Annotated in this window: 11 protein-coding genes; 8 read left to right on the top strand and 3 right to left on the bottom strand. The window is 38.2% G+C overall.

Features of this window, described 5'->3' with window-relative positions; genetic code table 11:
• Positions 1–69 precede the first annotated feature (69 nt).
• Positions 70–738, bottom strand: a complete 669-nt coding sequence (locus KQI58_RS16635; RefSeq protein ID WP_216410149.1) for an NAD(P)-dependent oxidoreductase — start codon at positions 736–738, stop codon at positions 70–72.
• An 81-nt stretch (positions 739–819) separates the two neighbouring features.
• Positions 820–1,461, bottom strand: coding sequence for a CPBP family intramembrane glutamic endopeptidase (locus KQI58_RS16640; protein ID WP_216410150.1), 642 nt, complete (start codon positions 1,459–1,461; stop codon positions 820–822).
• A 196-nt stretch (positions 1,462–1,657) separates the two neighbouring features.
• On the opposite strand from KQI58_RS16640, the gene groES reads away from it, so the two are divergent.
• From groES to KQI58_RS16680, 8 genes are all read left to right on the top strand, one after another.
• Positions 1,658–1,942, top strand: a complete 285-nt coding sequence (gene groES, locus KQI58_RS16645; protein WP_010745764.1) for a co-chaperone GroES — start codon at positions 1,658–1,660, stop codon at positions 1,940–1,942.
• A 23-nt stretch (positions 1,943–1,965) separates the two neighbouring features.
• On the top strand, positions 1,966–3,594 hold the full coding sequence (gene groL / locus KQI58_RS16650) for a chaperonin GroEL (RefSeq protein WP_216410151.1): 1,629 nt from the start codon (positions 1,966–1,968) through the stop codon (positions 3,592–3,594).
• 277 nt (positions 3,595–3,871) lie between these two features.
• The gene (locus KQI58_RS16655; RefSeq protein WP_216410152.1) at positions 3,872–4,231 is read left to right on the top strand and encodes a DUF1827 family protein; all 360 of its coding nucleotides are present in this window, start codon (positions 3,872–3,874) and stop codon (positions 4,229–4,231) included.
• Positions 4,232–4,523: 292 nt separating this feature from the next.
• Positions 4,524–5,996, top strand: coding sequence for a nicotinate phosphoribosyltransferase (locus tag KQI58_RS16660; protein WP_216410153.1), 1,473 nt, complete (start codon positions 4,524–4,526; stop codon positions 5,994–5,996).
• A gap of 16 nt (positions 5,997–6,012) precedes the next feature.
• Complete coding sequence (gene nadE / locus KQI58_RS16665; protein ID WP_216410194.1) at positions 6,013–6,837, top strand: ammonia-dependent NAD(+) synthetase; 825 nt, start codon at positions 6,013–6,015, stop codon at positions 6,835–6,837.
• A gap of 244 nt (positions 6,838–7,081) precedes the next feature.
• Entirely contained in the window at positions 7,082–8,887 is a 1,806-nt protein-coding gene (locus KQI58_RS16670; protein ID WP_216410154.1) for an LTA synthase family protein, read from the top strand.
• A gap of 22 nt (positions 8,888–8,909) precedes the next feature.
• Positions 8,910–9,689 carry a tRNA 2-thiocytidine biosynthesis TtcA family protein gene (locus KQI58_RS16675; RefSeq protein WP_216410155.1) on the top strand — a complete coding sequence of 260 codons (780 nt, stop codon included), beginning with the start codon at positions 8,910–8,912 and terminating at the stop codon, positions 9,687–9,689.
• A 285-nt stretch (positions 9,690–9,974) separates the two neighbouring features.
• Positions 9,975–12,650, top strand: coding sequence for a cation-translocating P-type ATPase (locus KQI58_RS16680; RefSeq protein ID WP_216410156.1), 2,676 nt, complete (start codon positions 9,975–9,977; stop codon positions 12,648–12,650).
• Positions 12,651–12,702: 52 nt separating this feature from the next.
• Here the strand turns inward: KQI58_RS16680 and KQI58_RS16685 are convergent, their stop codons facing one another.
• On the bottom strand, positions 12,703–13,209 hold the full coding sequence (locus tag KQI58_RS16685) for a GNAT family N-acetyltransferase (protein ID WP_216410157.1): 507 nt from the start codon (positions 13,207–13,209) through the stop codon (positions 12,703–12,705).
• Between the last annotated feature and the right edge of the window lie 101 nt (positions 13,210–13,310).

Below are 13,310 nucleotides of genomic sequence, written 5' to 3' on the forward strand. Positions count from 1 at the left end.
ATGTATCCAGAATATTATAAGAACGTACTTGGATACGAATTTAGAATCAGTGATCGACAATAAAATGATTCATCTAAACAAAAAGTCCTCAGGAGCGGTTTTCTCCTGAGGTTTTCTTAAACTATAGACACTAAAATGCTGATTTAAATGTCTCGGTTCAATGACTTCATCGATCATGGCGATGGCATAGTCTGCCATACTAATTTCACTTTTACCGTCTGCATTTTTTTGTAAACGATCATCACTGACCTGATAATGTCCCGTACGTAAACCAGTTGGAATAAAGTTTGCGGCAGGACTTAAGTAAGTCCAATTTAACTGTTGAGCTGCTTTCAAATCTAAAAAGGCTTGGTACATATTATAGGCGGTTGGATAATAAACGGCATTTGGATCAGAAAGATCAATCATGCGATGATTCTCATCGACAAACAAAGAAGAAGCGCCACCGACGACGATCAAACGTGTCTCTGTTCCGTGTAGAATAGTGATGAGATGCTTTAAAGATGTTTGATGCATCTGTTCTTGTCCGACTGGTGGACGAAATGCGTCAATCACAACATCAAAAAATTCTACATCTTTTTTAGTAAGCTCAAATAAATCTTTAACTAAGATCGGCACCTCTACTTCTAATTTTTCTGGATGGCGCACGATTGCGGTTACAGCCAAATTACGATTCAAGGCTTCTTTTAAAATCAGTGAACCAGCATTTCCAGTAGCACCGATAATTGCTACTCTCATACAAAAAACCTCCTTAGACTACATCATATCTTTAGTCTAAGGAGAATTTTATAAAATAGCAAAAGATTGGTTTGACATCACTTATGACTGTAATGCCAATTGTGTCAGAATCACTAATAGATTCATACCTACATGGGTAATCATCGAAGTCCAGATACGACCACTATAACGATACATGCCGCAGAATAAGAAACCAAGCCCTGCATATAAAAGATAGTGGCCATCGTTATGAGCAAAAGCGAATAGGGCAGAGCTTAATAATGCAGGTAAGAAAAAGCCAAATCTTTTCTCTAATGACCCAAAGATCGCACGACGAAAAACAAATTCTTCCATGATCGGACCAGCGATCGTAGTCGCTAAGATGAAAATCATGTTGTTCATAATTAGTTGGACGATATTTTGAGTATTTTGTGAAGCCGCCGATTGCCCAAGAAAGCGTTGCTCGATTTGCAAGATAAGCATTTGCAGCAATAAAGAAACAGGAATCCCAACTATCCCAATTAAAATAGTGATGAGAAGATTTTTTTGTCGTGTTTCTAACTCAAACGTTTTTGATTTGATACGATAAAAAATCATCAGGATAGCCCCTAGAAAATAAGTTAAAGTCGTTAACTGAATAATCAATGAAGGGCCGGCTTTCAGAAGGCTCTGAAAAAGAATTGGTGAAAAAAGCACTAATCCATAAGTAAAAATTGTAATAAAACTATATTTTTTTTCAGTCATTAGTATTCCTTTCTAAACGTTTATTGTTCCCAAGTATATCATATATCACTAAAAACTTAGTGTAGAAAAAATCAAAAAAGTAAACGAAGGACTTGCAAAAAGAAACAAAAATGGTATTATAAGAATTGTGAGTTAGCACTCGATAACCAAGAGTGCTAACGATTTAGAAAATCATTACTAGTTGGAGGGATTTATTGTGTTAAAACCATTAGGTGATCGTGTCATTCTTGAAGTTACTCAAGAAGAAGAAAAAACAGTTGGAGGCCTAGTCTTAGCTTCAGCGGCCAAAGAAAAACCACAAACAGCTAAAGTTGTGGCTGTTGGTGAAGGCAATGTGTTGGAAAACGGTCAAAAAAGTCCAATGCCAGTAGCTGTTGGTGATATGGTAATGTTTGAAAAATACGCAGGTACAGAAGTGAAATATGAAGGCAGTGAATATTTGATCATCGCTGCAAAAGATATTATGGCAATTGTAGAATAAAATAATAATGAGGTGAAAGAATCATGGCAAAAGATATTAAATTTTCTGAAGATGCTCGCGCAGCAATGCTACGTGGTGTAGACAAATTAGCAGATACAGTTAAAGTTACATTAGGACCAAAAGGACGTAATGTTGTTTTAGAAAAATCTTATGGCTCTCCATTGATCACAAATGACGGTGTAACGATCGCAAAAGACATCGAATTAGACGATCATTTCGAAAACATGGGAGCAAAATTAGTTTCAGAAGTTGCTTCAAAAACTAATGACATCGCTGGAGACGGTACAACGACAGCGACTGTTCTTACCCAAGCAATTGTACGTGAAGGATTGAAAAACGTAACTGCAGGTGCAAACCCAATGGGTATCCGTCGCGGAATCGAATTGGCTACGAAAACAGCGGTTGAAGAACTACACAGCATTTCTGAAGAAGTAGATTCAAAAGATGCCATTGCACAAGTTGCAGCTGTATCTTCTGGCAGTGATGAAGTTGGTAAATTAATTGCTGAGGCTATGGAAAAAGTTGGTAACGATGGGGTTATCACTATTGAAGAATCTAAAGGGATTGATACTGAATTAGACGTGGTTGAAGGAATGCAATTTGACCGTGGCTACCTATCTCAATACATGGTAACAGACAATGATAAAATGGAAGCAGCACTTGAAAATCCATATATCTTGATTACAGATAAGAAAATCTCAAATATTCAAGATATCTTGCCATTGCTAGAACAAGTATTGCAACAATCTCGTTCATTATTGATCATCGCTGACGATGTGGACGGCGAAGCATTACCAACATTGGTATTGAACAAAATTCGCGGAACATTTAATGTAGTAGCAGTTAAAGCTCCTGGTTTTGGTGATCGTCGTAAAGCTATGCTTGAAGACATCGCAATCCTAACTGGTGCTACTGTCATTACAGAAGATCTTGGTTTAGATCTTAAAGAAGCAACAATCGAGAACTTAGGTACTGCTGGCAAAGTTGTGGTAGATAAAGATAACACAACAATCGTTGAAGGCGCTGGCGATAAGGCTGCGTTAACTGATCGCGTTGAAATGATTAAACGCCAAATCGGTGAAACAACTTCTGATTTTGACCGTGAAAAATTACAAGAACGCCTAGCTAAACTTGCTGGCGGTGTCGCTGTGGTTAAAGTTGGTGCGGCTACTGAAACAGAATTAAAAGAATTAAAACTACGTATTGAAGATGCTTTGAACTCAACACGTGCAGCTGTTGAGGAAGGAATCGTTTCAGGCGGTGGGACTGCATTAGTCAATGTCATCAAGCGCGTTTCTGAATTAGACGCTGAAGGCGATGTGGCAACAGGTGTGAAAATCGTGGTTCGTGCTTTAGAAGAACCTGTTCGTCAAATTGCTGAAAATGCCGGTTTTGAAGGTTCAGTTGTAATCGATAAATTGAAAAATGCGGATCGAGGAACTGGTTTTAACGCAGCTTCTGGTGAGTATGTCAATATGATCGAAGCTGGAATTGTTGACCCAACGAAAGTTACTCGTTCAGCTTTACAAAATGCTGCATCAGTATCTGCGTTGTTATTAACAACTGAAGCAGTTGTTGCTGACAAACCTGTTGAAGGTGGTGCAGCTGCTGCCCCAGCAATGGATCCATCAATGATGGGCGGCATGATGTAGTCAGTTCAGCATAAGGTGAAAAGTCATCGGAAAACTTCCGATGACTTTTTTTCTAAATGTACTGAAAAATTTTAAATTCTATGTCTTTAAAAAACAATTTGAGTAAAATGTATTTTCGATAGCGAGTGATTATAAGGCGATTCTATCAATTTATTTCTTTTTTCTAAGATTTTTTTTATTCATTAAAAAACGTTTGATTCATATGGTAAAATAATCATTATAAAGAAAATAAATCAGTCTTATAGAATAAAAATATGTAGAGATAGGAGAATGTTGAATGAAATTAATCGAAACACCGTTGAATAGTAATGTTAACTTAGAAACACTATATCCTAATCTAACCAAATATTTTTTTGATAATCGCCCAGCTGTAAAGCTGCTCAAACTATTTGCATATGATCGAACGAAGATCATTTATGCTGATCGCTTTGATACAATTGATTTGTTACTGTTGAATCGTAAACGTAAAATCAGTCATCAGGAAGTAGACACAATTATTCATCGATTGTTAAAAGTTGATCGTGAAGATGTTACTGTAGATGTTGGTTATAAAAAACAAATTATAGAAGCGGGTCTACGACCTAAAGAATCTTATAAAGATATCATCGCGGTGGAATATAAAATTCCAAAAGAATAATCAGAAATCAGAGAAAGGCTCAAGGCCTTTTTCTTTTTTTTGTAAATTTCTGTAAGCTGAGTCCTTTATTAGTTTCATTCTAGGCAGTCTATTTTAGAGCTCAAATAACAAATTTCCAAAGTTACGCTTCATTTTTTACTTTTTCAATCAGCGATAAAATGATAAACATGGATTTGTCCTTTTCTTAGATAGATTTTCTTTGTGTTGGAGAGCCACTACTACTACCTAGGAATTCTTGTGCTATAATAAGTGAAATAGTTTATTTTACTAAAAACAAATGAGGAGCATGACTATGAAAAAGTTGTACGAGGATGACAGTTTGACACTTCATACAGATCTTTATCAGATTAATATGATGAAAACGTATTGGGAGACAGGTCGAGCAGATATTCATTCCGTATTTGAGTGTTATTTTCGCAATATGCCATTTGATAATGGCTATGTCATCTTTGCCGGTCTTGAACGACTTGTAAAATATTTGGAAGAATTGACTTTCAGCGAGAGTGATTTGGCTTATTTATCTGAGGTAGAACATTACCCGACTGATTTTATCGATTATTTGCGAGATTTTAAATTTGCTTGTACTGTTCGTTCTGCAGTGGAAGGTGAATTGGTCTTTAGCAACGAACCGATTATTCAGGTTGAGGGTCCATTACTTCAATGTCAATTGGTAGAAACGGCACTTTTAAATATTGTGAATTTCCAGACACTGATAGCAACCAAAGCAGCTCGTATCAAATCTGTAATCGGTGATGACCCATTGCTAGAATTCGGGACACGTCGAGCTCAGGAACTAGATGCGGCACTTTGGGGAACACGGGCAGCCTACATTGGTGGTGCTGATGCCACAAGCAATGTACGAGCAGGAAAAATTTTTGGTATTCCTGACAGCGGTACCCATGCTCATTCATTGATCCAATCCTACGGCAATGATTATGATGGTTTTAGAGCTTATGCCGAAACTCATCGAGACTGTGTTTTCTTAGTAGATACCTATGATACGATCAAATCAGGTGTACCAAGTGCAATCAGAGTTGCCCGAGAAATGGGTGATAAAATCAATTTCTTAGGCGTACGAATCGATAGCGGTGATATGGCATATATTTCTAAACGAGTACGCCAACAATTAGATGAAGCTGGATTCCCTGATGCAAAGATTTATGCATCCAATGACTTGGATGAAAGCACGATTCTAAACTTGAAGATGCAACACGCAAAAATTGATGTTTGGGGAGTTGGCACAAAATTAATTACGGCTTATGATCAGCCAGCGCTTGGGGCCGTTTTCAAATTGGTTTCAATCGAAAATGAGCGGGGGGAAATGGTGGATACCATTAAGCTCTCTAGCAATGCGGAGAAAGTCACGACTCCTGGTAAAAAACAAGTTTGGCGGATCACTCGTAAATCTGATGGTAAATCAGAAGGTGATTATGTCACGCTGTGGGATGAGGATCCTCGGGAAGAAAAAGAAATCTATATGTTCCATCCAGTGTATCCTTATATCAATAAAACGGTGAAGAATTTTGAGGCTCGACCCGTCTTGAGAGACATCTATGTAGAAGGCAAGCTTACTTATGAACTGCCTGATTTAGAAGCAGTAAAACAGATGGCTAAAGACAGCTTAGATTCACTATGGGAAGAATACAAACGTGACCTAAATCCACAAAAATATCCAGTTGATCTCTCTACTGAGTGTTGGAATCATAAAAACAAAATTATGGACCAAGTGCGTAGATCTGTGGTAAAAACAGAACAAGAAGATTAAAGGAGTGGAGCTTATGATGAAGCTGCAAGAAGAAATCATTAAGGAATTAGGAACGAAACCTACAATTGATCCTAAAGAAGAAATTCGCAAAAGCATTGAGTTTTTAAAAGCCTATCTAAGTAAATATCCGTTTTTAAAAACATTTGTTTTAGGAATCAGCGGAGGGCAAGATTCTTCCCTAGCTGGTCGTCTCGCTCAGCTTACGATGGAGGAGATGCGAGAAGAAACAGGCGATGATACGTATAAATTTATCGCTGTGCGGTTACCCTACGGTTCTCAAGCGGATGAGGCAGATGCTAAGCGAGCATTAGCTTTTATCAAACCAGATGTTAGCTTGAGTGTGAATATCAAAGGAGCTGTCGATGCAGAGGTTGCTGCGTTAGAAGAAGCTGGTGTTGCTATCAGTGATTTTAACAAAGGGAATATCAAAGCACGTCAACGAATGATCACACAGTATGGAATTGCTGGTGACAATCAAGGCGCTGTTATCGGAACAGATCATGCAGCCGAGAATATCACTGGATTCTTTACTAAATTTGGCGATGGTGGCGCGGATATTTTGCCGCTGTTTCGCTTAAATAAACGTCAAGGAAAAATGCTGTTGAAAGAATTAGGAGCGGAAGAGGCTTTGTACTTGAAGATTCCGACGGCTGATTTAGAAGATGGGAAACCTTTAATCTCTGATGAGGTGGCATTGGGAGTAACCTATGATGACATTGATGATTACTTAGAAGGTAAGTCAATTGACGAAAAGGCGCAAGCAACGATTGAAAATTGGTGGAATAAAACGCAGCATAAGCGCCATTTACCAATTACGATCTTCGATGATTTTTGGAAATAGTAAATGAATTGCAGTCTAGCGGAGCGTTAACTCTGCTAGACTTTTTTGCTCTATATTATGATACTAGTATAAATTTATCGTTCTTTACTTTCTTCTACTTTCTCGCTAAACTATGTAAGATGTCCTCTTATTTCAACAGTTTAAACAGACTGGCTGAAAGAAAGATATGTATGAGGGGCATTGGATCGCTATTTCGTATTGAAAGTATCAATCTGATTTAGTCGTCCATGGATAGGAGAGACACATGCAAAAACTTCGAAATATTCCTTGGCGTCAACTGTTGAAATTTGTTGGTGTACTAGGATTAATTGTAAGTTCAAATCTTTTTTTTCAACTAACGCAAAATGAGTTTTCCTTTGAATTAATGTTCAAATTTGCTTTTTCTTGGCATACCGAAAAATTCTTTTTAGGTTGCTTTGTACTGTTTATCTTTTATGGTTGGCTCAGTAGTCTTTTAGGGTCATGGAAAACGGGAAGTGCATTTTATCTTTTAACGGTGATTGGGGTAGGAATTGCGAATTATTTAAAGATGAGGTATCGGATGGAACCAATCTATCCAAGTGATTTGAAAATGATTACTGAATTCGGAATGATCTACGACATGGTTGGGCTTCCGTTGTTCCTTCTATTTATTCTGATTTTAGTGTCGGGAATTGCTTTAGTTCTCTTTAGCTTTAAGAAAAGTTTGAAGTTAGACAAAAGACAACAATGGATTCGTTTGGGCTTTTTCGTTTTAACCAGCGGCTTGTTGCTGTATATAGGTGGATTTAATCAACAAGGGAATTTATTGCGCAAAGCTTATAATAAAACAGCTTTATGGATTCCTTACAGTCAAAAAATGAATTATTACAACACTGGATTTATGGGTGGTTTTCTATATAATTTGCCTGTTGAGGCGATGGAAAAGCCAGAGGATTACTCTCAAGCTAATGTAGAAAAAATCACGAAGAAGTATCAAAAGAAGACAAAAACAAATGAAGAAGAAAAACCGAATATTGTTTATGTGATGAGTGAAAGTTTTTCTGATCCAACTCGTTTGAACGGCTTAGAAATTTTAGGTGGAGATCCACTACAAGATTATCGTGCCATCGCCGATCAAACCTATAGTGGTCAGATGCTGTCGCAAAATTATGGCGGCGGAACGGCAAATATCGAATTTGAAGCCTTAACTGGTTTCTCCATGGAGCTTTTCAACGCACAGATGACTACGCCTTATACAATGCTGATGTCGGATTTTGATTCATTTCCTTCATTAGTTGGGACATTGAAAGAACGCGGGTACGAAACGACTGCCATTCACCCCTACAATACGTCCATGTATAAGAGAAAAGATGTCTATGAAACATTTGGTTTTGATCAGTTTTTAGATGAAAAAACAATGAAGCATACGGATAAACTTGAAAACAATCCATATATTTCAGACGCGGCAGCATACCAAGAAATCTTTGATCAATTAGATAAAAATAAAAAACCACAATTTTTACATTTAGTGACAATGCAGACGCATATGCCGTATGAAAATAAATACTCGAATATCCCTTATTTAGTCAAAGGGGACGATAGCTTGTCTGTTCGTGCTTATTTGCAAGATATTGCGTATAGTAGTGAGGCGCTGAAGGATTTTCTGCAAAAATTAGATGATCTACCTGAACGAACACTGGTTGTTTTTTGGGGAGATCATTTGCCAGGAATTTATTCAGACGATATTCAAAAGAAAAACCAAGGGCACTTACTACATGAAACAGAATTTCTGATGTATGACAATCGCCATAAACTCAATAGACAGCAAGTTACAACAAGTCCCTTTTATTTTGCAGCAGATCTTTTCCAACAGGGCAGACTTCAAATGACTGGATTTCAAAATTTATTAATGGCTTTGCAAAAAGAGTTTCCTGCCTTTGAAAAAGGAATGTACTACCAAAGTGGACAATGGTTTAAAGAAGCTCGTTTCAATCAAAAGCAAGAGAAAATTTATCAGGAATACCAAATGATCCAATACGACATTACGGCTGGTAATCAATATAGCTTGAAGGAAAAATTTTTTGAATAAACAAAGGATTAAGGGAGTAAATATGGGGTTTAAAAAGAAGGACAATCAAAATTACTACAATCCGCTTCGTCGGGCAATTTTAACTCATCAAATGATTGAGCCTGGTGATAAAGTGGCGATTGGAATGAGTGGCGGAAAGGACAGCACGACATTGCTCTATTTATTAGATCGGATTCGACGTCAACGGCGTTTAGGTTTTGACTTTGAGCTTGTACCGATTTCTCTTGATATGGGTTTTGAGGGCTGTGACATTACTCCAATGAAAAATTTCGTTGAAAACTTAGGGTATCAATTAGAAATCGTTCCGACAAATATCGCGAAAGTCGTTTTTGATATTCGTGAAGAAAAGTCGCCCTGTTCTTTATGCGCAAAGCTTCGCCGTGGAATCTTATATAATCGGGCAAGTGAGCTAGGGTGTCAAAAAGTAGCTCTAGGTCATCACGTAGATGATGCGATTGAAACCTACTTTATGAACTTTTTGTTTCACGGACGTTTAAATAGTTTTGAACCAAAAAGCTATTTATCAAAAACGAAGGTGACATTAGTACGCCCAATGATCTATTTAGAGGAGAAACAAATTATTCGACTTGTGAAACGTGAAGAACTTCCTGTAATTTTTAATCCTTGTCCTGTGGATAAAAAAACAAAAAGGGAAGAAATCAAGAACTTGGTGTCGCAGCTTGCTAAAAACTACCCAGATATCCGAGAAAAGTTTATAATGGGCATGGAACAAGGAACTGCTGAAGATTTCTGGACAAAAGTCTCTGTTGGAAACTCTTACAATTCATTAATTGAAAAGTAGTGATTGTATTCCGGCCTTTTCTCATGCTATAATTCGTTTTGTATTCATGAGGGAGTAACTAGCAGCGCAAGCTGTGGCAACGCCACCAGCAAGAAAAGTAATTTTCTGGTGTTGTCTTAAATAGTGAGACTTATGTATGTGTCTTTCGCATACACAAGTCTATTTTTTTTATTCCCAAAAGGAACATCATTTTAAGGATGTCTGTTTATATTTACGTTTCAACAGTAAGTGTACACATTTTAGTTGAATAGTATAGGACATCCGAAACAAATAAGGAGGATATTAATGTCAGAGGAGAAAAAACAACAACTGCTGAAGCCTTTTTACACGGAGGAAACAGAACAGGTCTTAGCGGAAGTTCAAACGACGGAAGAAGGATTAACATCCGCTGAAGCAGAAAAACGCTTAAGTGAGTTCGGATTGAACGAATTAGAAGAGGGCGAAAAGAAAAGTATGCTCGCTCGCTTTATCGAACAATTTAAAGATTTAATGATCATTGTCCTATTGTTTGCGGCAATTATTTCCGCAGTCGTCTCTCATGAAGTAGTGGATTCGATCATTATCTTAGCCGTTGTTATCATCAATGCGGTAATGGGTGTAGTACAAGAATCAAAGGCCGAAGAAGCGATCGAAGCTTTACGGGAAATGTCTACACCAAATGCGAATGTTTTACGTGATGGTCATATCAGTTCAGTAAAATCAACAGATCTTGTTCCTGGTGATATCGTGATGCTAGAAGCTGGAGATGTCGTTCCTGCAGACTTGCGTTTGATTGAAGTTGCTTCATTGAAGATTGAAGAAGCGGCACTGACGGGTGAATCCGTACCAGTTGAAAAAGAATTGATCGTGATTGAGGATGGGGAAGTTGGAATTGGCGATCGCGTTAATATGGCTTATTCAAATAGTAATGTAACCTATGGTCGTGGTAAGGGTGTCGTTGTCAATACAGGAATGAATACCGAAGTTGGTAAAATTGCTGGTATGTTGGCGCAGGCAGATGAGACTGAAACACCACTTAAAACGAACTTGAACCAATTGAGTAAATTCTTGACCTTTGCAATTATTATTATAGCTATCGTGATGTTCTTTGTTGGGATTTTCTTCAACGATACCTCATGGGTTGATATGCTCTTGACTTCGATCTCATTGGCGGTTGCGGCGATTCCAGAAGGATTGCCTGCGATTGTAACGATTATCTTGGCTCTTGGAACACAAGTAATGGCAAAACGAAACTCTGTTATTCGTAAACTGCCAGCTGTTGAAACATTGGGTTCAACTGATATTATTGCGTCTGACAAAACTGGGACATTAACCTTGAATCAGATGACGGTTGAAAAATTATATGTTGATAATCATCAATACGATGCAAATGGTGAAGTGCCAGTAGATAGTATGGCGATGAAAGTCATGAACTATGCGAATGATACGAAGTTCACCCAAGAAGGTGGCTTAATCGGTGATCCAACCGAAACAGCTTTGGTACAGTTTGGCTTAAATAATGCTTTTGATGTTCGTGAAAAGGTAGCTGAAGAACCACGCGTAGGTGAACTGCCTTTCGACTCTGATCGTAAATTAATGAGCACGTTGCACGAAGAAAAAGATGGTAAAATTTTGGTGGCTGTGAAAGGTGCGCCAGATGTGTTACTTGGTCGTACGTCACAAATCTTATTGAATGGTCAAGTCGTACCAATGACTGACAAAGAAAAACAAGATATCTTAGCTAATAATAAGGACATGGCACAACAAGCATTACGTGTTCTAGGTATGGCTTATAAATATGTTGATGTTGTTCCGGTTGAATTAGAAACTGAAGTAGTGGAAAATGATTTAATCTTCGCTGGTTTAGTCGGCATGATTGACCCAGAGCGTGCAGAGGCAGCTGAAGCCGTACGTGTTGCCAAAGAGGCTGGTGTTCGTCCAATCATGATTACAGGAGACCACAAGGATACCGCCGAAGCTATCGCAGCTCGTCTAGGAATCATCGAAAAAGGCGACGATGCTTCTGTCTTAACCGGTGCGCAATTAAATGAAATGTCTGATGAAGAATTTGCACAAAAAGTGGAACACTACTCTGTCTATGCGCGGGTTTCTCCGGAACATAAAGTTCGGATCGTCAAAGCATGGCAAAAAGAAGGTAAAGTTGTTGCTATGACTGGTGATGGTGTCAATGACGCACCAGCATTAAAGCAAGCGGATATTGGTATTGGTATGGGAATCACAGGTACGGAAGTTTCTAAGGGAGCTTCTGACATGGTACTTGCTGATGATAACTTCGCGACGATCGTCGTTGCCGTTGAAGAAGGTCGTAAAGTCTTCTCAAACATTCAAAAAGCGGTTCAGTATTTGCTAGCTGCGAACTTGGGTGAAGTATTGACCTTATTTATCGCCACTTTACTTGGTTGGGATACATTATTACCGATTCATTTGTTGTGGATTAACTTGGTAACAGATACATTCCCAGCGATTGCGTTAGGGATGGAACCAGCTGAAAAAGATTTAATGCAGCATAAGCCTCGCGGCCGTAGTTCGAACCTGTTTTCAGGTGGTGTCTTATCAAGTATCATCTATCAAGGGATCTTAGAAGCAGGTACAGTGCTCTTTGTTTACTGGTCTGCAATCCAGTGGCCCGTTCATACAGCGTATGCAGAGATTCATTCTGACGCGTTGACAATGGCCTTTGCGACATTAGGCTTGATGCAACTGTTCCATGCCTTTAACGTAAAATCTGTTCATCAATCATTGTTCCAAGTTGGCCCGTTCCGCAACAAGAGCTTTAACTGGGCAATCTTGTTATCCTTTGTTTTGATGATGGTGATCATTGTTGTACCGGGCTTGAATGATATTTTCCGGGTAGCACATCTTGATCTCTATCAATGGGGGATTGTAATTGGAGCATCCTTTGCGATTATTCCAATCGTTGAGATTGTTAAAGCCTTCCAACGAAGTGCGCAAAAAAAATAGTTTAACTAAAAATTCGCATGAAGCCATTACTTTTGGCTCTCATGCGAGTTTTTTATTTGATCAAAGAATACATTTGCATATCTAGTAGCACACCATTTTTTATTGCATTTTTCCTCAAGGTACCTTCTAATTGAAACCCATTTTTCTCCAACAAACGACAAGATGCATGATTGGTTGAAAAGGGTTCAGCAAATATTCGAATGATATCTGTTTCGCTGAAAAGATGATCTGTCAGCTGTTTGATTGCTTTGGTTCCAATTCCCTTTCCCCAGTACTCTTCTGCAACATAATAGCCCATCTCAGCAGTTAGGCGATGGATGTTCTCACAACGAAAAGCACCGATGCTTCCAATTGCTTCATCTTTGTCATTCACGATTGCAAAAGCAAAAGTTTTGTTCGGATCAGCTTCTAGCATGCTTCGAATAAAATCTGCTGCGTCTTGCTCAGTATAGGGATAAGGAAGACCATCACGTAAATTTGCCTGAATTTTTTTATTGTTTAGGGCTTTTGCTAAATTTCCTGCATCCTTACTGCGCCATTTTCTGATAATCTTATCCATAATTGATCTCCCTATAAAATGTATTTCTTATAAGGTATCATCAAACAAATAATAAATGAAGCAAATTTTAATATTTTCTGAGCTGCTTTGCATATTGTGCG

The sequence above is a fragment of the Enterococcus raffinosus genome (assembly GCF_018917525.1).
GTDB lineage: Bacteria > Bacillota > Bacilli > Lactobacillales > Enterococcaceae > Enterococcus_A > Enterococcus_A raffinosus_A.